Source organism: Plantibacter sp. ME-Dv--P-122b (assembly GCF_030209375.1).
GTDB lineage: Bacteria > Actinomycetota > Actinomycetes > Actinomycetales > Microbacteriaceae > Plantibacter.
This window is the reverse complement of sequence record NZ_JARVSC010000005.1, coordinates 235,621-260,060: the sequence shown is the minus strand read 5'-3', so window position 1 is coordinate 260,060 and position 24,440 is coordinate 235,621. Positions and strand designations below refer to the sequence as shown.

15 protein-coding genes and 1 tRNA gene are annotated in these 24,440 nt (G+C 68.5%); 13 read left to right on the top strand and 3 right to left on the bottom strand.

The annotated features are described in order from the left end of the window. The first annotated feature begins 49 nt into the window (after positions 1–49). From gltB to QRN19_RS12550, 5 genes are all read left to right on the top strand, one after another. Positions 50–4,612 (top strand): glutamate synthase large subunit, encoded by a 4,563-nt coding sequence (gene gltB, locus QRN19_RS12570; protein ID WP_285027291.1) that lies wholly within the window; start codon positions 50–52, stop codon positions 4,610–4,612. Further along, positions 4,605–6,062 carry a glutamate synthase subunit beta gene (locus tag QRN19_RS12565; RefSeq protein WP_285027290.1) on the top strand — a complete coding sequence of 486 codons (1,458 nt, stop codon included), beginning with the start codon at positions 4,605–4,607 and terminating at the stop codon, positions 6,060–6,062. Before gltB ends, QRN19_RS12565 begins: the two co-directional genes overlap by 8 nt. Before the next feature lie 92 nt (positions 6,063–6,154). Beyond that, positions 6,155–7,570: a pyruvate kinase gene (gene pyk, locus QRN19_RS12560; protein WP_064296910.1), complete on the top strand. Its 1,416-nt coding sequence runs from the start codon at positions 6,155–6,157 to the stop codon at positions 7,568–7,570. A 114-nt stretch (positions 7,571–7,684) separates the two neighbouring features. Next, a complete protein-coding gene (locus QRN19_RS12555) occupies positions 7,685–9,025 on the top strand; it encodes a CoA transferase (protein WP_285027289.1) in 1,341 nt (446 codons plus the stop codon). Between the two features lie 60 nt (positions 9,026–9,085). Beyond that, entirely contained in the window at positions 9,086–9,748 is a 663-nt protein-coding gene (locus QRN19_RS12550) for a histidine phosphatase family protein (protein ID WP_285027288.1), read from the top strand. On the opposite strand, the gene QRN19_RS12545 is transcribed toward QRN19_RS12550, so the two are convergent. Together QRN19_RS12545 and QRN19_RS12540 are read right to left on the bottom strand one after the other, a co-directional pair. After that, positions 9,749–10,021 (bottom strand): hypothetical protein, encoded by a 273-nt coding sequence (locus QRN19_RS12545; RefSeq protein ID WP_285027287.1) that lies wholly within the window; start codon positions 10,019–10,021, stop codon positions 9,749–9,751. Between the two features lie 259 nt (positions 10,022–10,280). Further along, a tRNA-Leu gene (locus QRN19_RS12540) sits at positions 10,281–10,361 on the bottom strand. 54 nt (positions 10,362–10,415) lie between these two features. Here QRN19_RS12540 and QRN19_RS12535 point away from each other — a divergent pair. Next, positions 10,416–11,021, top strand: coding sequence for an ANTAR domain-containing response regulator (locus tag QRN19_RS12535; protein ID WP_064296913.1), 606 nt, complete (start codon positions 10,416–10,418; stop codon positions 11,019–11,021). A gap of 74 nt (positions 11,022–11,095) precedes the next feature. Here QRN19_RS12535 and QRN19_RS12530 read toward each other — a convergent pair whose 3' ends face one another. Further along, positions 11,096–11,518: a hotdog fold thioesterase gene (locus QRN19_RS12530; RefSeq protein ID WP_285027286.1), complete on the bottom strand. Its 423-nt coding sequence runs from the start codon at positions 11,516–11,518 to the stop codon at positions 11,096–11,098. Positions 11,519–11,573: 55 nt separating this feature from the next. On the opposite strand from QRN19_RS12530, the gene polA reads away from it, so the two are divergent. The 7 genes from polA to uvrA all read left to right on the top strand — a co-directional run bounded on the left by polA (position 11,574) and on the right by uvrA (position 24,440). Further along, positions 11,574–14,234: a DNA polymerase I gene (polA, locus tag QRN19_RS12525; RefSeq protein WP_285027285.1), complete on the top strand. Its 2,661-nt coding sequence runs from the start codon at positions 11,574–11,576 to the stop codon at positions 14,232–14,234. A 55-nt stretch (positions 14,235–14,289) separates the two neighbouring features. Then, the gene (locus tag QRN19_RS12520) at positions 14,290–15,966 is read left to right on the top strand and encodes a DUF885 domain-containing protein (RefSeq protein ID WP_285027284.1); all 1,677 of its coding nucleotides are present in this window, start codon (positions 14,290–14,292) and stop codon (positions 15,964–15,966) included. Beyond that, the gene (locus tag QRN19_RS12515) at positions 15,963–16,949 is read left to right on the top strand and encodes an epimerase (RefSeq protein ID WP_285027283.1); all 987 of its coding nucleotides are present in this window, start codon (positions 15,963–15,965) and stop codon (positions 16,947–16,949) included. Before QRN19_RS12520 ends, QRN19_RS12515 begins: the two co-directional genes overlap by 4 nt. Positions 16,950–17,123: 174 nt before the next feature. Beyond that, positions 17,124–18,581, top strand: a complete 1,458-nt coding sequence (rpsA, locus tag QRN19_RS12510; RefSeq protein ID WP_056005690.1) for a 30S ribosomal protein S1 — start codon at positions 17,124–17,126, stop codon at positions 18,579–18,581. Positions 18,582–18,704: 123 nt separating this feature from the next. Then, positions 18,705–19,334, top strand: a complete 630-nt coding sequence (coaE, locus tag QRN19_RS12505; RefSeq protein WP_285027282.1) for a dephospho-CoA kinase — start codon at positions 18,705–18,707, stop codon at positions 19,332–19,334. A gap of 68 nt (positions 19,335–19,402) precedes the next feature. Further along, on the top strand, positions 19,403–21,469 hold the full coding sequence (gene uvrB, locus QRN19_RS12500) for an excinuclease ABC subunit UvrB (RefSeq protein ID WP_121290644.1): 2,067 nt from the start codon (positions 19,403–19,405) through the stop codon (positions 21,467–21,469). A gap of 79 nt (positions 21,470–21,548) precedes the next feature. Beyond that, a complete protein-coding gene (uvrA, locus tag QRN19_RS12495) occupies positions 21,549–24,440 on the top strand; it encodes an excinuclease ABC subunit UvrA (RefSeq protein ID WP_285027281.1) in 2,892 nt (963 codons plus the stop codon).

The following is a 24,440-nucleotide window of genomic DNA, read 5'->3' as shown; positions in this document are numbered from 1 at the left end:
GGCCAGCGACGTCCCCCTTCTGATCCCCTTTCGTGAGGACGGTAATTCCATGGCGCATGCACCGTACGCTTCGTTCAGCTCGGTTCCGCCCAAGCAGGGCATGTACGACCCGGCGAACGAGAAGGACGCCTGTGGCCTGGCGATGGTCGCGACCCTGACAGGCGAGGCCTCGCACAGCATCATCGACGCGGCGCTCGGTTCGCTCCGCAACCTGGAGCACCGCGGTGCGATCGGTTCCGACGCCGGGACCGGCGACGGCGCGGGCATCCTTACCCAGATGCCCGACGCCTTCCTGCGCGGCGTCGCCGGTTTCGACCTGCCGCCGCTCGGTGCGTACGCCGTGGGCATCGCCTTCCTGCCCACCGACGCCTCCGAGCGCGCGCAGCTCCAGACGCGTATCGCCGCGATCGCCGCCGAGGAGGAGCTCACCGTCCTCGGCTGGCGCGAGGTGCCGGTCGACCCCGACGAGCTCGGGAAGCTCGCCCGAGCAGCCATGCCGGCGTTCGAGCAACTGTTCGTCACCGGGTCCGGCGCCTCGAAGCCGACCGGGATCGCCCTCGACCGGCTCGCCTTCCGGCTCCGGAAGCGGGCGGAGCGGGAGCTCGGAGCGTACTTCATCTCCCTGTCGAGCCGCACGCTCGTCTACAAGGGCATGGTCACGACGCTCCAGCTCGAACCGTTCTACCCCGACCTGTCCGACGAACGGTTCGCGACCAAGCTCGCCATCGTCCACTCGCGGTACTCCACCAACACGTTCCCGTCCTGGCCGCTCGCCCAGCCGCTGCGGATGATGGCGCACAACGGCGAGATCAACACGGTCGAGGGCAACCGCAACTGGATGCGCGCGCGGCAGTCGCAGCTCGAGTCCGAGCTCATCGGCGACATCCGCCCGTTGCTCCCCATCATCACACCCGGAGCGAGCGACTCCGCGTCGTTCGACGAGGTCCTCGAGCTGCTGACGCTGACCGGACGGTCCCTCCCGCACGCCATGATGATGATGGTGCCCGAGGCCTGGGAGAAGCAGACCGGCCTGTCCCAGGAGCGACGCGACTTCTACGAGTTCAACTCCATGCAGATGGAGCCGTGGGACGGCCCGGCCGCCCTGACCTTCACGGACGGCTCACTGGTCGGCGCGACCCTGGACCGGAACGGCCTGCGTCCCGGTCGTTGGCTGGAGACGACCGACGGTCTCGTCGTCCTGGGCAGCGAGATCGGCGTCCTCGAGGTCGACCCGAGCCGGGTCAAGCGCAAGGGCCGTCTGCGCCCCGGGAAGATGTTCCTCGTCGACACCGAGGCCGGGCGGATCATCGAGGACGACGAGATCAAGGACGAGCTCTCGGCATTGGCACCTTGGGGTGACTGGCTCGACGCCGGACGCATCAACCTGAGCGACCTGCCGGAGCGCGAGCACATCGTGCACACGCCGGCATCCGTCACACGCCGCCAGCGGACCTTCGGGTACACCGAGGAGGAGGTGCGCATCCTCCTGCAGCCGATGGGTCAGAACGGTGCGGAGCCGCTCGGCGCGATGGGGTCGGACACCCCGATCGCGGTGCTCTCCGACCGCCCTCGACTCCTGTTCGACTACTTCGTTCAGCAGTTCGCCCAGGTCACCAACCCGCCGCTCGACTCGATCCGCGAAGAGGTCGTCACCTCGCTGAAGCTCGGGCTCGGCCCGGAGCGCAACCTCCTCTCGTGGGGCCCGGAGCACGCCAAGCAGGTCGTCCTCGACTTCCCGGTCATCGACAACGACGAGCTCGCCAAGATCCAGCACATCGACCCGAACCCGGCGAGCCCGCTGACGACGACCGTCAAGGCGCTCTACCGCGTCGAGGACGGCTCGGCCGGACTCGAGACGCGCCTGCGCGAGATGTGCGACGAGGTCGACCAGGCGATCCTCGCCGGCTCGGAGTTCATCGTCTTGAGCGACCGCGACTCGAACTCCGACCTCGCGCCGATCCCTTCGCTGCTCTCGCTCGCCGCCGTGCACCACCACCTCATCCGCGCCGAGAACCGCATGAAGGTCGGGCTCGTCGTCGAGGCCGGCGACGTGCGCGAGGTCCACCACGTCGCGCTGCTCATCGGCTACGGCGCCTCCGCGATCAACCCGTACCTGGCGATGGAGAGCTGCGAGGACCTCGTCCGCAGCGGCCTCATCCAGGGCGTCACCCGCGAGCAGGCCGTCAAGAACGTGATCAAGGCGCTCGGCAAGGGCGTGCTCAAGATCATGTCGAAGATGGGCATCTCCACGGTGTCCTCCTACGCTGGAGCACAGGCCTTCGAGGCCGTCGGACTGAGCCAACAGCTCGTCGACAGCTACTTCACCGGTACGGAGACGAAGCTCGGCGGTGTCAGCATCGAGGTGATCGCCGAGGAGAACGCGAAGCGTCACCGGTACGCCTACCCCGAGGACGCCGCATCGACGGCCCACGAGCGTCTGCAGTCCGGCGGCGAGTACCAGTGGCGTCGCGACGGTTCGCCGCACCTCTTCAACCCGGAGACGGTCTTCAAGCTGCAGCACGCGACCAAGACGCGCCGGTACGACATCTTCCGCGAGTACACCCACATGGTCGACTCCCAGGCGGCGCAGCTCATGACCCTCCGCGGGATGTTCACGCTCCGCACCGGCGCCCGCCCGACCGTCCCGCTCGACGAGGTCGAGTCGGTCGCGTCCATCGTGAAGCGGTTCTCGACCGGGGCGATGAGCTACGGCTCCATCTCGCGCGAGGCGCACGAGACGCTCGCGATCGCGATGAACAGCATCGGCGCCAAGTCGAACACGGGTGAGGGCGGCGAGGACGTCGACCGGCTCCTCGACCCGACGCGCCGCAGCGCGATCAAGCAGGTCGCCTCCGGCCGCTTCGGCGTGACGAGCATGTACCTGACGCACGCCGACGACATCCAGATCAAGCTCGCCCAGGGTGCGAAGCCCGGCGAGGGCGGGCAGTTGCCGCCGACGAAGGTGTACCCGTGGGTGGCACGGACGCGGCACGCCACGGCGGGCGTCGGACTGATCTCGCCGCCGCCGCACCACGACATCTACTCGATCGAGGACCTCAAGCAGCTCATCTTCGACCTGAAGCGTGCGAACCCGAAGGCACGGATCCACACCAAGCTGGTGAGCCAGTCCGGCATCGGTGCGGTGGCCGCGGGCGTCGCGAAGGCGCTCTCCGACGTGATCCTCGTCTCCGGTCACGACGGCGGAACCGGTGCGAGCCCGTTGAACTCGCTGAAGCACGCCGGCACGCCGTGGGAGTTGGGTCTCGCTGAGACGCAGCAGACGCTCATGCTCAACAACATGCGCGACCGCGTCGTGGTGCAGGTCGACGGACAGATGAAGACCGGACGCGACGTCGTCATCGGCGCACTGCTCGGCGCCGAGGAGTTCGGCTTCGCGACGGCGCCGCTCGTCGTCTCGGGGTGCGTCATGATGCGCGTGTGCCACCTCGACACCTGCCCGGTCGGCGTCGCGACGCAGAACCCGGTGCTGCGCGAGCGGTTCACCGGCAAGCCGGAGTTCGTCGTGAACTTCTTCGAGTTCATCGCCCAGGAGGTGCGCGAGTACCTCGCCGAGCTCGGGTTCCGGACGCTCGAGGAGGCGATCGGCCACAACGAACTGATCGACGCCGACCGGGCGATCGACCACTGGAAGGCGTCCGGGCTCGACCTGGCCCCGGTCCTCGTGGGTCCCGTCTTCGCCGACGACGAGCCGCGGATCAACCGCCGCCCGCAGGAGCACGAGCTCGAGAAGCACTTTGACCAGCAGCTCATCGCGGCCGCCTCGGACGTGCTGGACCACGGCGGCCACTTCTCGGTCGACCTGCCCATCCGCAACACGGAGCGGGCGGTCGGCACCATGCTCGGCCACGAGGTCACCCGGCGGCACGGCGAGAACGGGCTTCCGGCAGGGAGCATCGACATCACCCTGCGCGGCTCGGCTGGGCAGTCCTTCGGTGCGTTCCTCCCCGGCGGCATCGCGCTGCGGCTCATCGGCGACTCGAACGACTACGTCGGCAAGGGACTGTCCGGTGGGCAGATCGTCGTCCGGCCACCCGAGCGCGCCGCCTTCGCGCCCGAGGAGAACGTGATCGCCGGCAACGTCATCGGGTACGGCGCGACCCAGGGCACCATGTTCCTCAGCGGGATCGTCGGCGAGCGGTTCCTGGTGCGCAACTCCGGCGCCACGGCGGTCGTCGAAGGCGTCGGTGACCACGCGCTCGAGTACATGACGGGCGGTCTCGCCGTCATCCTGGGGCAGACCGGCCGGAACCTCGGTGCGGGCATGTCCGGCGGCACGGCCTACGTGTTCGACCTCGAACGCGACCAGGTCAACCGTGACTCCCTCGCATCGGGGGAGCTCACCCTGTCCGAGCTCGACAGTGCCGACGCCGAGATCGTCCGCGACCTCCTCGAACGGCACGTCGTGGAGACCGGTTCTCCGCTGGCCGGCCGGCTGCTCGCCGACATCGACGACTCACTCGCCCGCTTCGTCAAGGTCCTCCCGCGTGACTACGCGGCTGTCCTGGCGACCCGACAGACCGCACTCGACGAGGGGCTCGACCCCGACGGCGACATCGTATGGAACCGAATCCTGGAGGTGACCGGTGGCTGATCCCAAGGGATTCCTGAAGGTACCGGAGCGCGAGCTCCCGAAGCGCCGGCCCGTGCCGGTCCGCATCATGGACTGGAAAGAGGTCTACGAGCAGAGCGACCCCGCGACCGTCCGCAAGCAGGCCGGTCGCTGCATGGACTGCGGCATCCCGTTCTGCCACCAGGGCTGCCCGCTGGGCAACCTCATCCCGGAGTGGAACGACCTCATGTGGCGCGGCGAGGGACGCTCGGCCATCGAGCGGCTGCACGCCACGAACAACTTCCCGGAGTTCACGGGTCGTCTCTGCCCCGCGCCGTGCGAGAGCTCCTGCGTGCTCGGGATCAACCAGCCCGCCGTGACCATCAAGCAGGTCGAGGTGTCGATCATCGACCAGGCGTTCGCCAACGGTTGGGTCGAGTCCCACCCGCCGGAGCGACTGACCGGCAAGACGGTCGCGGTCGTCGGTTCCGGTCCGGCCGGTCTCGCCGCGGCCCAGCAGCTGACGCGTGCGGGGCACACGGTCGCAGTCTACGAGCGCGACGACCGCATCGGTGGTCTGCTGCGCTACGGCATCCCCGACTTCAAGATGGAGAAGAAGCACCTCGACATCCGGCTGAAGCAGATGCAGGACGAGGGCACCCGGTTCCGCGCCGGCGTGGACATCGGGGTCGACATCAGCTGGGACGAGCTCCGCGCCCGCTACGACGCCGTCGTCATCGCCACCGGTGCCATGGTGCCGCGCGACCTCCCGATCCCCGGTCGTGACTTCTCCGGGGTCCACTTCGCGATGGAGTACCTCGTGCAGGCCAACCGCGTCGGCGCCGGCGACATGGTCTCCGACCAGATCACGGCGGAGGACAAGCACGTGGTGGTCCTCGGCGGCGGCGACACCGGTGCCGACTGCATCGGCACGGCGCACCGTCAGGGTGCCGCCTCCGTCACGAACCTGGCCATCGGCACGCAGCCGGCGGGGGAGCGGCCCGAGCACCAGCCGTGGCCCATGATGCCGACCCTCTTCGAGGTCGCGAGTGCGCACGAGGAGGGCGGCAACCGCGAGTACCTGGTGTCGACCGTCGAGTTCCTCGCCAACGAGGCCGGCGAGGTGCGGGCGATCCGCGTCGCCGAGACGGAGTTCATCGACGGCCGCCGCGTGCCGAAGAGCGGCACCGAGCGGGAGATCCCGGCCGACCTCGTCCTCCTCGCGCTCGGATTCACCGGTCCGGAGGGCGAGACCCTCGAGTCGCAGTTCCAGCTCCCGTTCACCGGGCGCGGCAATGTGGCGCGGGAGCACGACTACCAGACCAACCAGCCGGGCGTGTTCGTCGCGGGCGACGCCGGTCGTGGACAGTCCCTCATCGTGTGGGCGATCGCCGAGGGCCGCGCTGCGGCGGCGGCCGTCGACCAGTACCTCGAGGGCGAGACCCAGCTTCCCTTCCCGGTCCGTCCCACGGACCAGCCCATCTCCCTCTAGGCTTTCAAGCGGACGACAAGCGTCGGACGCATCATGCCGAGCAGTGAGTACCGAAGCGCCTCGCGCGCAGAAATCATGGAGAACACACACACATGAGACGAGCCAAGATCGTCGCAACGCTGGGGCCTGCAGTCTCCAGCTATGAGAACATCCGGGCCATCATCGATGCGGGGGTCGATGTCACCCGGATGAACCTGAGCCACGGCAGCTACGACGTGCACGAGGCCATCTACGCCAACGTGCGCAAGGCCACCGAGGACTCCGGCCGTGCCGTCGCCGTCCTGGTCGACCTGCAGGGCCCGAAGATCCGCCTCGGCAAGTTCGAGGGCGGCCCGTACGACCTCGCCGTCGGCGACATCTTCAAGATCACGACCGAGGACATCCTCGGCACCAAGGAGATCTCCTCGACGACGTTCAAGGGCCTGCCCCAGGACGTCAAGCCGGGCGACTTCCTCCTGATCGACGACGGCAAGGTCAAGGTCGAGGTCGTTGAAGCGGACGACACCGTCGTGACCACGCGCGTCATCGTCGCCGGTCCGGTGTCGAACAACAAGGGCATCAACCTCCCCGGTGTCGCCGTCAACGTCCCCGCGCTCAGCGAGAAGGACGAAGCGGACCTTCGCTGGGGACTTCGTCTCGGCGCCGACCTCATCGCGCTGTCCTTCGTGCGCGACGCGGCCGACATCGACCGCGTCCACGAGATCATGGCGGAGGAGGGCCGCAAGGTCCCCGTGATCGCCAAGATCGAGAAGCCACAGGCCGTCGAGAACCTCGAGGGCATCGTCGAGGCGTTCGACGCGATCATGGTCGCCCGTGGCGACCTCGGTGTCGAGCTCCCGCTCGAGGCCGTTCCGATCGTGCAGAAGCGTGCGGTGGAGCTCGCTCGCCGCATGGCGAAGCCGGTCATCGTCGCGACGCAGATGCTCGAATCGATGATCTCCAGCCCCATCCCGACCCGCGCGGAGACCTCCGACGTCGCGAACGCGGTGCTCGACGGTGCTGACGCGGTGATGCTCAGTGGCGAGACGAGTGTCGGCGCCTACCCGGTGATCACGGTCCAGACCATGGCCCGGATCGTCGAGTCGACCGAGATCCACGGTCTCGACCGCGTTCCGCCGCTCGGTACGAAGCCGCGGACCCAGGCCGGAGCGATCACGCTGGCGGCCGTCGAGGTGGCCGATTTCGTCGAGGCGAAGTTCCTCTGCGTGTTCACGGAGTCGGGGGAGTCGGTCCGCCGCATGGCCCGTCTCCGCAACCGGATCCCGATCCTGGCGTTCACCCCCGACCCGGCCATCCGTCGTCGGATGGCGCTGAACTGGGGCGTCGAGTCCTTCGTCGTCGAGCGCGTCACGCACACCGACCAGATGGTCGCCCAGGTGGACGAGGTCCTCGTCGCCACGGGCAAGGCCGCCGTCGGTGAGCCGGTCATCATCATCTCCGGTTCCCCTCCCGGCATCCCCGGGACGACGAACGACATCCGCGTCCACAAGGTGGGCGACGTCCTCTAGTCGTCGACAGCAGCGAAGGCCGTGGTCCTCCCGTACGGGGACCACGGCCTTCGTCGTCCGCCGGGTGTGCGGTGGCACCGCGATTCCGGACGCCGTGGGTCTAGCCTGATGCCCATGAACCGTTCCGTCCTCGTCGACGACGCCCTCCGCAGCGCCGTGGGCCTGGACCCGGGAGGTGTCGACCGTGAGGCGACCGGTGCGGCGGGACTCCTGGCCTCCCGATTCGCCGTCCTGGAGCTCGCCGCGGTCGCCGTCGGCGCCGTGGAGGATGCCGCCGACCGACTCCGCATCGCCCTCGGATACGAGCCGCGGCACACGGCTCTCGACCTCGAGCGGATCGCCGCGGCCTACCAGAGCGACCGCCTGTTGCGGATCGACGGAGCAGCCGTGGACGCGTTCGCGCCACTGTCCGGCTTCTTCGCCGCGGCAGACGGCTGGGTGCGCACGCACGCGAACTACCCGCACCATCGTCGCCGCCTGAGCGCCATGCTCGGGATCGGCGACGAGGCCACCCGCGCAGAGCTCGCCTCGGCGATCGCCTCCCGCTCGGCTCTCGAGCTGGAATCGGAGGCCGCGGGAGTCGGCGCACTCCTCGTCGCCGTCCGGAGCGCTGCCGAGTGGTCGTCCACACCACAGGCCGCCGTCGGTGACGGACCGCTCGTCAGGCGCCACGGCGGCTCCGCCGGCTCGAGCATCGCCTCGTCGGTGCAGCCGACGAGGCGGCACCCCTTGCGCGGTCTCCGCGTCCTCGACCTGACGCGGGTGATCGCCGGTCCGGTGTCCACCAGGACGCTCGCCCTCCTCGGAGCCGACGTCCTCCGCGTGGACCCACCGCAGCTCCCCGAGATCCCGTGGCAGCACACCGACAGCGGCCAGGGGAAGCGGACGGCGGCCCTCGACGCGTCGACGCCGCGCGGCCTCGCGACGCTCCAGACCCTGAGCGATGAGGCCGACATCCTGGTGACGGGGTACCGACCGCACGCCCTCGACGACCTCGGGCTGCGACGTCGCGACGGCCTGGTCACCGCCTCGGTCGACGCGTGGGGCACGACGGGACCGTGGGGTGATCGTCGCGGTTTCGACAGCCTGGTGCAGGCCGCCACGGGCATCGCCGTGGTCGAAGGGGAGGACGGCACCCCGGGGGCCCTACCGGCTCAGGCACTCGACCACAGCGCGGGATACCTCCTGGCGGCGGCCGTCCTCGACGACGTGGCGAGGGTCGTCGGCGGCGGCGATGCAGGTCACTCGTCGGTGTCGCTCGCGCGCGTCGGCGCGGCGCTGCAGCGACTGCCACGAACCGAGGATCGTCAGCCGGCCGACCTCCCGGGAGTGCGGTGCCTGGTCACCCACGGCACAGTGACGACGGCGCGCCCCGCGCTGGCCGCCTTCGTCGACCACGCGTCCCCGGCGGCGGTCCTGGGGAGTGCCGAGCCGCGATGGGACCCTCGCAGCTGATCCCGGCACACTCCGCACCGGGAGCTGACCGTCGTCAGGTCGCTCGCCTACCCTGGAGGTATGCGCCTCATCCTCATCAGACACGGTCAGACCTCGTCCAACGTCGCCGGGCTCCTCGACACCGCGATCCCCGGGGCCGTCCTCACGGAACTCGGTGAGACGCAGGCGGCCGCCCTCCCCAAAGCGCTCGTGGGGGAGCGGATCGACGCGGTCTACGCCTCCACGGCGGTGCGGGCGCAGCAGACCGCCGCACCCGTCGCCGAGGTCAGCGGGCTCCCCGTGATCGTCCGCGACGGACTCCGGGAGATCAGCGCCGGCGACAACGAGATGCTCGGGTCACCCGAGGCCGTCCAGGTCTACATCGACACCATCGTGGCCTGGGCGATGGGCGACCTCGACACCCGGATGCCGGGCGGCGAGAACGGCCACGAGGTGTTCGCGCGCTTCGACGCGGTGATCGAGGAGGTCGAGGGCTCCGGACTGGAGAGCGTGGTGGTCGTGAGCCACGGAGCGATGCTCCGGTCCTGGCTCGGGCTGCGCGGGGCGAACGTCGACGGACACTTCATCGGCACGCACCCCATCACGAACACCGGCGTCATCATCGTCGACGGAGACGCGACGACCGGTTGGCGGGTCGACACGTGGACGGGCGACGCCGTCGGCGGACCGGAGCTGACGACGAAGGCCGACGGTCCGGCCGCCGCGGTCGAGCGCGGCTTCTGATCAGTTCGCGTCGTCGGCCGGTGTCGCGCCGTCCGTGAGGAACGGTCCGGGCTCTTCGCCGGGCTGACCCGGGAGGGCGCTGACGAGACGGTCGAGCTCGGCCGCGTCGACGTCGATGCCCTGGTCGCTGAGACGGTCGGTCAGCGCGGCGCGCACGTCGAGGTCCGGGGTGAGGGACCGGTCGCCCGCGACCTGCACGAGGATGCCCTGGAGCCGGTCGTCGGTGCTGGCGTCGTGGACGTCCTGGCGTGGGTCGGTGTGCTCTGCGGTCATGGTGTCGGGTCCCATCGTGTCGGACGACGTGAGGTACGCCGTGCTCTCGACGGTACGCTACGGCGTCGCCGACACCTCGCGCAGGGGCTTGACGATCGGGCGCGGTTCACGAGTCGTCGGAGCCTGGACGGGCTGAGTCCGGAGCCTGAGTCCGGAGCCTGAACTGGCTGAAGAGAGTACCGGTGGTGGGACTCGAACCCACACGTCTTTCGACAAAGCATGTTGAGTGCGCCCGGAGGGCTTTCCCACTCATCCGCGGTACCGGTGGTGGGACTCGAACCCACACGTCTTTCGACAAAGCATTTTGAGTGCTCCGCGTCTGCCATTCCGCCACACCGGCGCGTCCGCCGCACGGCGAACAGCAACCTGCATCAGAGTACCGTAGGATTTGAGGGTGACCGAGCAAGAGACCCCTCCCGCAGCCCCACGGCGCGTCGTCGTCGCTGAGGACGAATCCCTCATCCGCCTCGACATCGTCGAGATCCTCCGCGACAACGGTTTCGAGGTCGTCGGCGAGGCCGGCGACGGCGAGACCGCTGTCGCCCTCGCGACGGAACTCCGTCCGGATCTCGTGATCATGGACGTCAAGATGCCTCAGCTCGACGGCATCTCCGCGGCCGAGCGCATCGGCAAGGCGCACATCGCCCCGGTGGTCCTCCTCACGGCCTTCAGCCAGAAGGAGCTCGTCGAGCGGGCGAGCGAGGCAGGCGCCCTCGCCTACGTCGTGAAGCCGTTCACGCCGAACGACCTCCTTCCCGCGATCGAGATCGCCCTCTCGCGCTACCAGCAGATCATCACCCTCGAGGCCGAGGTCGCCGACATGGTCGAGCGCTTCGAGACCCGCAAGCTCGTCGACCGGGCGAAGGGCCTCCTCAACGAGAAGATGGGCCTCACCGAGCCCGAGGCGTTCCGCTGGATCCAGAAGGCCTCCATGGACCGTCGCCTCACCATGCACGATGTCGCGCAGGCCATCATCGAGCAGCTCAGCGCCAAGAAGTAGCGCTCCTCCCTCGTCGCAAGAGCGGCCCGTCCCCTCGGGGGCGGGCCGCTCTGCTGTGTCCGATACCGGGCTCGTCAGCCGGTCGGTGCGTCCTTGATGAGGTTCGTGATGCGGATCGTGGAGCACCGTCGTCCCTGCTCGTCGGTGACGGCGATCTCGTGCACGGTGAGCGAACGGCCGAGGTGGATCGGGGTGCAGACCCCCGTCACGAGGCCCTCGGTGGCGGACCTGGTGTGCGTCGCGTTGATGTCGATGCCGACGGCGAGCTTGCCCGGGCCCGCGAAGAGGTTGGCGGCCATCGACCCGAGGGACTCGCCGAGCACGACGTTGGCCCCACCGTGCAGCAGCATCGCGGGTTGGGTGTTGCCCTCGACCGGCATGGTGGCGACGGATCGCTGCACCGTGAACTCGGTGAACTCGATGCCCATCTTGGCGGCGAGTGCGCCGCTGCCCCTCGTCCGCAGGAACTCGAGTGCGTCGTCGGTCTCGTTCGTCATGTCCACCTTCGGATCGGGCCTGAGCCGTGTCGGCACCGGCTTGTAGGCTGGGCGCGTGTCGGAATCAGAAAAGCCTACCCTCCTCGTCGTCGACGGCCACTCGCTCGCGTTCCGGGCGTTCTACGCCCTGCCGGTCGACAGCTTCCAAACCCGCGACGGTCAGCACACGAACGCCATCCACGGCTTCATCTCCATGCTGATCAGCCTGCTCAAGAACGAGAACCCGAGCCACATCGCCGTGGCCTTCGACATCTCGCGCCGTTCGTTCCGCACCCGCGAGTACCCCGAGTACAAGGGCACGCGCGGCGAGACCCCGCCGGAGTTCAAGGGGCAGGTGCCGCTCCTCGAGGAGGCGCTTAAGGCGATGAACATCACGACGATCAGCAAGGAGGACTACGAGGCCGACGACATCCTCGCCACCCTCGCCAAGCAGGGCGCCGAGGAGGGCTTCCGTGTGCTCGTCGTCTCCGGCGACCGCGACACCATCCAGCTCGTCACCGACGACGTCACCCTGCTGTACCCGTCGAGTCAGGGTGTCTCCGCGCTCACCCGGTACGACGGTGCCAAGGTCTTCGAGCGCTACGGCATCCGGCCCGAGCAGTACCCGGAGATCGCAGCGCTCGTCGGCGAGACGAGCGACAACCTCCCGGGCATCCCGAAGGTCGGCGAGAAGACCGCCGTGAAGTGGCTCAACCAGTTCGGTTCCCTCGAGCAGATCCTCGAGCGCGCCGACGAGATCACCGGCAAGGTGGGGGAGAGCCTCCGCGAGCACAAGGAGAACGCGGTCCGCAACCGCCGCCTCAACCGGCTCCTCACCGACGTCGAACTGCCCGTCGGACCGACCGACCTCGAGCGCCGACCGATCGATGCGGACGCGGTGGCGGCCGTCTTCGGGCGGCTCGAGTTCCGCACGCTGCTCGACCGGGTCCTCAAGCTCGACGGACTCGAGGCCAACACGGACGTGTCCGCACCGCAGGCGGGCGGCGTGGTCATGCCACCGCAGAAGGAGCTGCTCGACGAGGAGCTCGAGGCGTGGATCACCCGTGCCGCCGCCGCACATCCCGCCGGGATCGGTCTCCACCTCGACCTCGACGGAGGCCTCCCGGTCGCAGCCGGCCTCGCGACCCCCACGGAGATCGTCTCGCTCGCCTGGCGTCCCGGCGAAGCCGACTACGCGCCGCTCGAAGCGTGGTTGGCGAGCGACGCCCCGAAGATCATGCACGACGCCAAGCCACAGCTCCAGGCGGTCACGCGCGCCGGCCTGACGGTCAACGGACTCGGCTACGACACCGCGGTCGCCGGTTGGCTCCTGCGTCCGAGCGGCGGCGACAAGACCATCGCCGACCTCATCACGCGCTATCTCGACGAGTCGATGCCCGTCGCCGACCCGAACCAGCTCGTCCCCGAGACCGACCCCGTGGGTGTCGGCGGTACCGCCTGGTACGCCCTCCGTGTCGCCGAGGCCACCCGCACGGCGCTCGACGCCGGGTCGCTCGGCGTGCTGCTCGACATGGAACTGCCGGTCCTCCAGGTGCTGGCCCACATGGAGTTGACCGGGGTGACCGTCGACCATGACATCCTGAGTGGCCTGTCCGAGCAGCTCGGCAACCGGGCTGCGGAGCTCGCGAGCAACGCGTACGCGGAGATCGGCCGCGAGGTCAACCTCGGGTCCCCGAAGCAGTTGCAGGAGGTCCTCTTCGACCAGCTCGCCATGCCGAAGACGCGCGCCAACAAGACGGGGTTCTCGACCGATGCCGGCGCCCTCGCCGACCTCCAGGAGAAGAGCCCGCACCCGTTCCTGGGGCTGCTCCTCGAGCACCGCGATGCGACGAAGCTCCGCCAGATCGTGGAGACGCTCGACAAGGCGATCACGCCCGACGGCCGAATCCACACGACGTACGTGCAGATCGGGACCAGCACCGGTCGGATCTCCTCGACCGACCCGAACCTGCAGAACATCCCCGTGCGCACCGAGGAAGGACGCCGCATCCGCGCCGCCTTCCAAGCCGGCTCCGGGTACGAGACCCTGCTGACCGCCGACTACTCGCAGATCGAGATGCGGATCATGGCGCACCTCTCCGGCGACGCCGGCCTCATCGAGGCGTTCAAGTCCGGCGAGGACCTCCACCGCTTCGTCGGCGCGCGCATCTTCGGCGTCGCCGCCGAGGACGTCACGCCAGCGATGCGCAACAAGGTCAAGGCGATGTCGTACGGACTCGCCTACGGTCTGAGCGCGTTCGGGCTCTCGAAGCAGCTGCGGATCTCGAGCGCTGAGGCGAAGCAGCTCATGGTCGACTACTTCGAGCGCTTCGGTGCGGTCCGCGACTACCTGCGCAACGTCGTCGAGCAGGCGAAGCTCGACGGCTACACCGAGACGATCTTCGGTCGTCGCAGGCTCTTCCCCGAGCTCTCGAGCCCCAACCGACTGGTCAGGGAGAACGCCGAACGTCAGGCACTGAACGCCCCGATCCAGGGTTCGGCCGCCGACATCATGAAGCGCGCCATGATCGGCATCGAGTCCGAGCTGCGCTCCGAATCCCTCAGCTCGCAGATGATGCTGCAGGTGCACGACGAACTGATCTTCGAGGTCGCCGAGGGGGAGTGGGACGCCCTGGAGCGCATCGTCCGAGCACAGATGGCGGGTGCCGCCGAACTGTCGGTACCGCTGGAGGTCCAGATCGGCCGCGGGCACGATTGGGACGCCGCAGCCCACTGAGCGTCATGCGGGTCCGCACCCGGGCGTCGGGCGGGTGCGGACTAGGCTCGACGTCATGTCCTACGAAGAACCTCGTCAGAGCACACCGATCGACGCCATCGCCGAGAGCTGGGTGGAGACCCTCGTCCAGCTGAAGCCGGAGATCGGCACCTACATCGGCCGCACGGACGTCGGCGGACGGTACGGCGACTACTCGCCGGCCGGGCACGACGCGTACATCGAAGCCGCGTCGCGCACGCTTCGCGAGCTGCGGTCGGCCGCACCGGTGGACGCCGTCGACCGCGTCACCCAGACCGACCTCTCTGCGGAGCTGGAGCTCGACCTCGCTTCATCGGAGGCCGGTCTCCAGTACCGCGACCTCAACGTGATCGCGTCGCCGTCGCAGGAGTTGCGCGACGTCTTCGACCTCATGCCGACCGCTACCGTCGACGACTGGAGCACGATCCGGACCCGCCTCGGCGCGTTGCCGGATGCGGTCGACGGGTACATCGAGACCCTGCGCGAAGGCATCGCCAGGGGGATCACCCCGGCGCGTCGCCAGGTGACCGAGGTCTACGAGCAGGTCCTCCGCACCGGTGCCGACGACGGGTTCTTCATCGGGTTCGCCGCCAACGCCGGCCCCGAAGACGGCCAACTCCCGGCGTCCCTCGCCGCCGAGCTCTCGACGGGCGCAGGCGCCGCAGCCGTCGCCTACAACCGTCTGGCGGACTTCCTCGCACACGAACTGCTGCCCGCGGCCACCGAGGAGGACGCCATCGGCCGTGAGCTCTACGCGCTGCAGTCCCGCCGCTTCCTCGGCGCGACGGTCGACCTCGACGAGAGCTACGAGTGGGGCATCGAGGAACTGGCGCGCATGGTGTCGGAGCAGGAGACGATCGCGAACGAGATCCTCCCCGGCGCGTCCGTCGAGGAGGCGGTCGCCTTCCTCGAGCAGGATCCGGCGCGCAAGCTGCACGGCACCGACGCGCTCCAGCGGTGGATGCAGGAGACGAGCGACCGTGCGGTCGAGGAGCTGGGGCGCACGCACTTCGACATCCCGCAGGAGATCCGCGCGCTCGAGTGCATGATCGCGCCGACGCAGGAGGGCGGGATCTACTACACCGGCCCGACGGACGACTTCTCCCGCCCAGGCCGCATGTGGTGGTCCGTCCCCGCCGGCGTCACCGAGTTCGACACGTGGCGCGAGCTCACGACCGTTTACCACGAGGGTGTGCCAGGACATCACCTGCAGATCGGGCAGGCCGTCGTCAACCGGAAGACGCTCAACCTCTGGCGCCGACAGCTCGCCGGCACCTCCGGCCACGCCGAGGGCTGGGCGCTCTACGCCGAGCGCTTGATGGAACAGCTCGGATACCTCGACGACCCGGCGGACCGCCTGGGCATGCTCGACGGTCAGCGGATGCGCGCGGCCCGCGTCGTCCTCGACATCGGCGTGCACCTCGGCAAGCCGCTGCCGGACGGCAGCGGCACGTGGACCGCGGAGTACGCCTTCGACTTCATGGGTCGCAACGTCAACATGTCGCCGGAGTTCGTCCGGTTCGAGGTCAACCGGTACCTCGGTTGGCCCGGCCAGGCGCCGTCGTACAAGATCGGTCAGCGCATCTGGGAACAGCTCCGTGACGACGCGGCCCGCCGCGCCGGGGACGCCTTCGACATCAAGGACTTCCACCGTCGGGCACTGGACCTCGGTGGCGTCGGGCTCGACACGCTGCGGTCGGCGATGCTCGGATGACGACCGGACGGATCGTCGTCGCCGGGGCGTCCGGGTTCATCGGGCGTCGTCTGGTCGAGTCGTTCCGGGCCGAGGGCGCGACCGTCTCCGTCATCGGGCGCGGCGCCGCCGACGCACGGTGGGGCGATCACGCGGGCATCGCCCGGCTGGTCGACGGCGCGGACCTCCTGGTCAACCTCGCCGGGAAGAGCGTGAACTGTCGCTACACGCCGTCGAACCGCGCCGAGATCCTCCGGTCCCGCGTGGACACGACGACGGAGTTGTCGCGGGCGGTGCGTGCAGCCACCTCGCCTCCGCCGCTCTGGATCAATTCGTCGACCGCCACGATCTACCGCCATGCCGACGACCGCCCGATGACGGAGGCCGACGGCGAGATCGGTTCCGGGTTCTCCGTCGACGTCGCGACCGCCTGGGAGCAGGCGTTCTTCGCGGACGAGCTGCCCGGGACACGACGGGTCGCCCTCCGCATCGCGATCGTCCTGGGCGACGGCGGAGCGCTCACCCCGCTCCGGTGGTTGGCGCGTCTCGGCCTCGGGGGACCCCAACTGGACGGTCACTGGCCCCGTTCCCGATCGCGTCGTGCCGCTAGGACGGATCATCGCTTCGGGACGCCGGGCGGTCGGCAGCGGTTCAGCTGGATCCATCTGGACGACGTCGTCGGCATCGTCCGGTTCCTCCGTGTCCATCCCGAACTCGACGGCGTCGTCAACGTGACGTCCCCGAACCCCACCGACAACCGCGGATTCATGCGGACCGTGCGGTACGTGCTCGGGATGCCGGTCGGCCTCCCCGCACCCCGCTGGTTGCTGGAGATCGGGATGTTCATCCTGCGGACCGAGAGCGAGCTGGTCCTGAAGAGTCGCTGGGCGATGCCGGAGCGGTTGCTGCAGGCGGGCTACCGGTTCGAGCACCCGACGCTCGATCCAGCGCTGCGGGACATCCTCTCCGACCCCGGCTTGCCTGCACACCCGGAAAATCGCTAGACTGGACTGTCACAATTGTGACGTCCTATCCGCCTGCCCGTCTCGCAGAGCGACACCGATCCCCGGATCGGTTCACACAACAGCATCGCTTCGATCAACGTCCGTGGTCATCCACGGGTCCGGAGCCGTGCGCGAGGCCGGCCTGAATCATTGTCCACCTGGAGCAATTACTACATGACAAGCGCAACGACCGCCCCCAAGCAGGTCGCAATCAACGACATCGGATCTGCTGAGGACTTCCTCGCAGCGGTCGAAAAGACTCTGAAGTTCTTCAACGACGGCGACCTCATCGAGGGCACCGTCGTGAAGATCGACCGCGACGAGGTCCTCCTCGACGTCGGCTACAAGACCGAGGGTGTCATCCCCTCGCGTGAACTCTCCATCAAGCACGACGTCGACCCCTCCGAGGTCGTCAACGTCGGCGACACGATCGAGGCTCTCGTTCTCCAGAAGGAGGACAAGGAAGGCCGCCTGATCCTGTCGAAGAAGCGCGCGCAGTACGAGCGTGCTTGGGGCGACGTGGAGAAGATCAAGGAATCCGACGGCGTCGTCACCGGTTCGGTCATCGAGGTCGTCAAGGGCGGCCTCATCGTCGACATCGGCCTCCGTGGCTTCCTCCCGGCTTCGCTCATCGAGCTGCGCCGCGTCCGCGACCTCACGCCGTACCTCGGCCAGGAGATCGAGGCGAAGATCCTCGAGCTCGACAAGAACCGCAACAACGTGGTCCTGTCGCGCCGTGCACTCCTCGAGCAGACGCAGTCCGAGAGCCGCACCACCTTCCTCAACAACCTCCAGAAGGGACAGGTCCGTAAGGGCGTCGTCTCCTCGATCGTCAACTTCGGCGCGTTCGTCGACCTCGGCGGCGTCGACGGTCTCGTCCACGTCTCCGAGCTCAGCTGGAAGCACATCGAGCACGCCAGCGAGGTCGTCGAGGTCGGTCAGGAAGTCACCGTCGAGATCCTCGAGGTCGACCTGGACCGCGAGCGCGTCTCGCTGTCGCTCAAGGCGACCCAGGAGGACCCGTGGCAGGTCTTCGCCCGCACCCACGCCATCGGCCAGGTTGCACCGGGTAAGGTCACCAAGCTCGTCCCGTTCGGTGCGTTCGTCCGCGTCGCAGACGGCATCGAGGGCCTCGTGCACATCTCGGAGCTCTCCGGCAAGCACGTCGAGCTCGCCGAGCAGGTCGTGTCGGTCGGCGAAGAGGTCTTCGTCAAGGTCATCGACATCGACCTCGAGCGTCGCCGCATCTCGCTGAGCCTCAAGCAGGCCAACGAGGGTGTCGACCCCGAGGGCACCGAGTTCGACCCGGCCCTCTACGGCATGCTCACGGAGTACGACGAGCTCGGGAACTACAAGTACCCCGAGGGCTTCGACGCCGAGACGCAGGAGTGGAAGGAAGGCTTCGACGCCGAGCGCGAGAAGTGGGAGCAGGACTACGCTGCCGCCCAGGCTCGTTGGGAAGCGCACAAGAAGCAGGTCGCTGCCGCAGCCGTCGAAGAGGCCAATCAGGCTTCCTCGTCGACCGCGTCCTCGTCGGCCGGTTCCTCGTTCTCGAGCGACTCCGCCGGCGGCGGCACGCTCGCTGACGACGAGTCCCTCGCGGCCCTCCGCGAGAAGCTCTCGAGCAACTAGTCCCACCAGCACCGACCACGTCGGTGTCCAGCAGGGGGTCGCCTTCGGGCGGCCCCCTGCTGCGTTGTGCGGGGGGGGGCGCTGGTCGAAGGCGATGCGCGCTCCGCGGGTACGCTGGCTCACATGTACCTCATCGGCCTCACCGGCGGGATCGCCTCCGGCAAATCGACCATCGCGAGCCGGCTCGCCGAACACGGCGCCGTCGTCATCGACGCTGACGTCCTCTCACGGGAGGCCGTCGAGCCGGGGACCCCGGGACTGGCCGCCATCGCGCAGCGTTTCGGTCCCGACGTGATCGGGCCCGACGGCGCACTCGACCGCGCGGCGCTCGGCTCGATCGTCTTCGCCGACGACCAGGCGCGGGCCGACCTCAACGCCATCGTGCACCCGGAGGTCAAACGGCGATCACAGGCCCGGATCGCCGACGCGTCGAACGACCCCGGTGCCGTCGTCGTCTACGACGTCCCGCTGCTGGTCGAGACCGGCCGCGCCGACGAGTTCGACCTCGTGGTCGTCGCCGCAGCTCCGGAGGGGGAGCGCGCCCGCCGGCTCGTCGAGCTCCGCGGGCTCGACCGCGGCGAGGCGGAACGACGGATCGCGGCCCAGGCGACCGAGGAGCAGCGCTCCGCCGTCGCCGACGTGGTGATCGACACCGCCGGCTCCCTCGAGCACACCCTCAGCCAGGTCGACGCGGTCTGGCACCGCGCCGCTGCGGCGGCTGCACCGGCGCCCGACCACCAGGACGGCGTCTGAGCGCGTCGCCCGCTCCGCTGTGGGCGAAGCGGGGCAGTGGTGTCGGTGGTCCTCCGTAGACTCGCAGCATGGAACCAACACGCGCCGTCCGCCCCTTCGAGGTGATCAGCGAGTACGAGCCGAGCGGCGATCAGCCCGCCGCCATCGAGCAGCTGTCCGGGCGCATCAACGCCGGCGAGACCGACGTCGTCCTCCTGGGTGCCACGGGTACCGGTAAGTCCGCGACGACCGCCTGGCTCATCGAAGCCGTCCAGCGCCCGACGCTCGTCCTGGCACACAACAAGACGCTCGCAGCCCAGCTGGCGAACGAGTTCCGCGAGCTCATGCCGAACAACGCGGTCGAGTACTTCGTCTCCTACTACGACTACTACCAGCCCGAGGCGTACGTCCCACAGACCGACACCTTCATCGAGAAGGACTCGTCGATCAACGCCGAGGTCGAGCGGCTGCGGCACTCGACCACCAACTCGCTGCTGAGCCGTCGCGACGTCATCGTCGTGTCGACCGTGTCCTGCATCTACGGTCTCGGTGCGGCGGAGGAGTACCTGGAGGCGATGGCGGCGCTGCAGGTCGGGCAGAACATCGGGCGCGACCGCCTCATCCGCAAGTTCGTCGGCATGCAGTACAACCGCAACGACGTCGACTTCTCGCGCGGCAACTTCCGCGTGCGCGGCGACACCATCGAGATCATCCCGGTCTACGAGGAGTTGGCGATCCGCATCGAGTTCTTCGGCGACGAGATCGAGGCCCTCTACGCCCTGCACCCGCTCACCGGCGACGTCGTGAAGAAGCTCGACGCGGTATCGGTGTTCCCGGCCTCGCACTACGCCGCCAGCCCGCAGACGATCCAGCGTGCCATCGGCACCATCCAGGAGGAGCTGGCCGAACGTCTCCAGTCGCTCGAACGCGAGGGCAAACTCCTCGAGGCGCAGCGACTCCGCATGCGCACCACCTTCGACCTCGAGATGATGCAGCAGATCGGCTTCTGCTCCGGCATCGAGAACTACTCACGCCACATCGACGGTCGCTCGGCCGGCGAGGCGCCGAACTGCCTCCTCGACTACTTCCCAGACGACTTCCTCACCGTCATCGATGAGTCGCACGTCACCGTCCCGCAGATCGGCGCGATGTTCGAGGGCGACGCCTCACGGAAGCGCACCCTCGTCGAGCACGGGTTCCGACTCCCAAGCGCGATGGACAACCGTCCGCTCCGATGGGACGAGTTCAAGAACCGCGTCGGCCAGACGGTGTACCTCTCGGCGACGCCGGGCAAGTACGAGATGGGCATCGCCGACGGCATCGTCGAGCAGATCATCCGCCCGACCGGCCTCGTCGACCCGGCGATCATCGTGAAGCCCTCCAACGGCCAGATCGACGACCTCCTCGAGGAGATCCGAGTCCGCGCCGAGCGCGACGAACGCGTCCTCGTGACCACCCTCACCAAGAAGATGGCGGAGGAGCTCACCGACTTCCTGACGGAGGCCGGCGTGCGCGTCCGCTACCTGCACTCCGACGTCGACACCCTGCGACGGGTCGAGTTGTTGAGCGAACTCCGCCAGGGCGTCTACGACGTCCTCATCGGCATCAACCTGCTGCGCGAGGGGCTCGACCTCCCGGAGGTCTCGCTCGTCGCGATCCTCGACGCCGACAAGGAGGGCTTCCTCCGCTCGTCGACCTCGCTCATCCAGACCATCGGTCGTGCCGCCCGCAACGTGTCCGGCGAGGTCCACATGTACGCCGACGTCCTGACCGACTCGATGAAGCGCGCGATCGAGGAGACGGACCGTCGCCGCGAGAAGCAGATCGCCTACAACGAGGAGCGCGGGATCGATCCGCAGCCACTGCGCAAGCGGATCGCCGACATCACCGAGGCGCTCGCCCGGGAAGGCGCGGACACCGCTGCGCTGCTCGCCGGACGCGACAACGGCAAGAAGAAGAGCCCGACGCCGAACCTGCGTCGGGAGGGCATCGCCGCCGAGGGCGCGAACGACCTCGAGTCGATCATCGCCGACCTCAACGCCCAGATGCTGGCCGCCGCGGCGGAGCTCAAGTTCGAACTCGCCGGCCGTCTCCGCGACGAGGTGTCCGAACTCAAACAGGAACTGCGACAGATGGCCAAGGCCGGGCACATCTAGTCCGCCGCTTCGCTGAGAGCGCAGTACCACAGACATCGCTCGGGAGTCCGGTGTCGGTGGTGCTGCGTAGACTCGAAGGGTGTCAATTGCCAAGGTAGATCACCACTCCACGCTCAGCGTCCGCGGTGCCCGCGTCCACAATCTTCAGAACGTCGACCTCGAGATCCCTCGCGACTCGCTCGTCGTCTTCACGGGTCTCTCGGGCTCGGGGAAGTCCTCACTCGCCTTCGACACGATCTTCGCCGAGGGCCAGCGACGCTACGTCGAGTCGCTCTCGGCGTACGCCCGCCAGTTCCTCGGTCAGGTGGACCGACCAGACGTCGACTTCATCGAGGGCCTGAGCCCCGCGGTCTCGATCGACCAGAAGTCGACGAACCGCAACCCCCGGTCGACCGTCGGGACGATCACCGAGGTCTACGACTACATGCGGCTGCTCTGGGCGCGCATCGGCGTCCCGCACTGCCCGGTCTGCGGCGAGGTCATCCAGCGCCAGACGGTGCAGCAGATCGCCGACCAACTGATGGAGCTCGAGGAGCGACGCCGGTACCAGATCGTCGCGCCCGTCGTGAGCCAGAAGAAGGGTGAGTTCGTCGACCTCTTCAAGGAGCTCTCGGCCAAGGGCTTCGCGCGCGCCATCGTCGACGGCGAGGCGATCCAGCTCGCGGAACCGCCGACCCTCAAGAAGCAGGTCAAGCACGACATCGCAGTCGTCGTCGACCGCCTCGTCGCCGGGCCCGAGATCCTCGGTCGCCTGACCGACTCCCTCGAGACGGCACTGCAGCTCACCGACGGCCTCGTGACGATCAACTTCGTCGACGAGGAGGGCGACGACGCCTGGCGCACGTTCTCCGAGAAGCTCTCCTGCCCGAACAACCATCCGCTGCAGCTGACCGAGATCGAGCCGCGGACGTTCTCGTTCAACGCCCCGTTCGGCGCCTGCCCCGAGTGCTCGGGCCTCGGCACGCGCATGTCAGTCGACGCGGAGCTACTCCTCGGCGACGAGGAACTCAGCATCAACGAGGGCGTCATCGTCCCGTGGACCACCCAAGGCAAGGGGCTCTACCAGTACTACGAGAAGCTGCTCGACGGCTTGGCCCGTGATCTCGGCTTCTCGCTCGACACCCCCTGGCGCGACCTGCCGTCCAAGGTCCAGGAAGCGGTGCTCCGCGGCGACAACTTCAAGGTCAAGGTCAAGTGGAAGAACCGCTTCGGCCGCGAGATGAGCTATTCCTCGGGCTTCGAAGGCGTGATCCCGTACATCGAGCGTCAGTACCTCCAGGCCGACACCGACAGCCAGCGCGTGCGCTGGTCCGAATACCTGCGCGAAGTCCCGTGCCAGGTCTGCGGCGGTCGTCGCCTGAAGCCCGAGGTCCTCTCCGTCCTGATTCACGAGCACAATATCGCCGAGGTCGCCGAACTGAGTCTCTCCGACGCCCGCGCGTTCATGGACCGCCTCGAGCTGACCGACCGCGAGGCCCACATCGCCGCGCAGGTGCTGCGCGAGATCAAGGTCCGACTCGACTTCCTCATCCAGGTCGGACTCAACTACCTCGACCTGGCCCGGACCGCCGGCTCCCTCTCGGGTGGAGAGGCGCAGCGCATCCGCCTCGCCACGCAGATCGGCTCGGGTCTCACCGGCGTGCTCTACGTCCTCGACGAACCGAGCATCGGCCTGCACCAGCGCGACAACCGCCGACTCATCGAGACCCTCGTGGCCCTGCGCGACCTCGGCAACACGCTGATCGTCGTCGAGCACGACGAGGACACCATCCGCACCGCGGACTGGATCGTCGACATCGGTCCCGGCGCGGGCGTCAACGGCGGCCGCGTGGTGCACTCCGGATCGTACGAGGCGCTCGAGGCCAACACCGAGTCCCTCACCGGCGACTACCTCTCGGGCCGCAAGGCCATCGAGATCCCGGCGAAGCGTCGTCCGATCGACACGAAGCGACAGATCCAGGTGATCGGCGCGCAGGCCAACAACCTGAAGAAGGTCAGCGCGGACTTCCCGCTCGGCGTCCTCACCGCCGTCACCGGCGTGAGCGGCTCGGGGAAGTCCTCGCTCGTCAACGACGTCCTGTACCGGGTCCTGGCGAACAAGCTGAACGGCGCGCGCAAGCTGCCCGGGAAGCACACCAGGGTCACGGGTCTCGAGCACCTCGACAAGGTCGTCCACGTCGACCAGGCCCCCATCGGCCGCACCCCGCGCTCGAACCCCGCCACGTACACGGGCGTCTTCGACAAGATCCGCAACCTCTTCGCGGAAACGCAGGAGGCCAAGGTCCGCGGTTACCTCGCCGGACGGTTCAGCTTCAACGTCAAGGGCGGCCGCTGCGAGGCCTGCTCGGGCGACGGCACGATCAAGATCGAGATGAACTTCCTGCCCGACGTCTACGTCGCCTGCGAGGTGTGCGGGGGAGCGCGGTACAACCGCGACACCCTGACCATCCACTACAAGGGCAAGAACATCGCCGAGGTCCTCGACATGCCGATCGCCGAGGCGGCCGACTTCTTCGAGCCGATCTCCTCGATCCACCGGTTCCTGAAGACCCTCGTCGAGGTCGGCCTGGGCTACGTCCGTCTCGGCCAGAGCGCCACGACGCTGTCCGGCGGCGAGGCCCAGCGCGTCAAGCTCGCGACGGAGCTGCAGCGGCGGAGCAACGGACGCAGTGTCTACGTCCTCGACGAGCCGACCACCGGTCTACACTTCGAAGACGTCCGGAAGCTGCTGCTCGTCCTCGGCGGGCTCGTCGACAAGGGCAACACGGTCATCGTGATCGAGCACAACCTCGACGTCATCAAATCCGCCGACTGGCTCATCGACATGGGCCCCGAGGGTGGAGCCGGTGGCGGGACGGTCCTCGCCACCGGAACACCCGAGCACCTCGCGACGGTCCCCGGCAGCCACACGGGCTTCTTCCTGAACGAACTGTTCGAGGCAGAGGCCGGCGGCAGCCGCAAGGCGGGCTGA

Coding starts and splice junctions, on each gene's coding strand:
- gltB (WP_285027291.1), top strand. CDS start 50: ATGGCGCATGCACCGTACGCTTCGTTCAGCTCGGTTCCGCCCAAGCAG.
- pyk (WP_064296910.1), top strand. CDS start 6,155: ATGAGACGAGCCAAGATCGTCGCAACGCTGGGGCCTGCAGTCTCCAGC.
- QRN19_RS12555 (WP_285027289.1), top strand. CDS start 7,685: ATGAACCGTTCCGTCCTCGTCGACGACGCCCTCCGCAGCGCCGTGGGC.
- QRN19_RS12550 (WP_285027288.1), top strand. CDS start 9,086: ATGCGCCTCATCCTCATCAGACACGGTCAGACCTCGTCCAACGTCGCC.
- QRN19_RS12545 (WP_285027287.1), bottom strand. CDS start 10,021: ATGACCGCAGAGCACACCGACCCACGCCAGGACGTCCACGACGCCAGC.
- QRN19_RS12530 (WP_285027286.1), bottom strand. CDS start 11,518: ATGACGAACGAGACCGACGACGCACTCGAGTTCCTGCGGACGAGGGGC.
- QRN19_RS12520 (WP_285027284.1), top strand. CDS start 14,290: ATGTCCTACGAAGAACCTCGTCAGAGCACACCGATCGACGCCATCGCC.
- QRN19_RS12515 (WP_285027283.1), top strand. CDS start 15,963: ATGACGACCGGACGGATCGTCGTCGCCGGGGCGTCCGGGTTCATCGGG.
- rpsA (WP_056005690.1), top strand. CDS start 17,124: ATGACAAGCGCAACGACCGCCCCCAAGCAGGTCGCAATCAACGACATC.
- coaE (WP_285027282.1), top strand. CDS start 18,705: ATGTACCTCATCGGCCTCACCGGCGGGATCGCCTCCGGCAAATCGACC.
- uvrB (WP_121290644.1), top strand. CDS start 19,403: ATGGAACCAACACGCGCCGTCCGCCCCTTCGAGGTGATCAGCGAGTAC.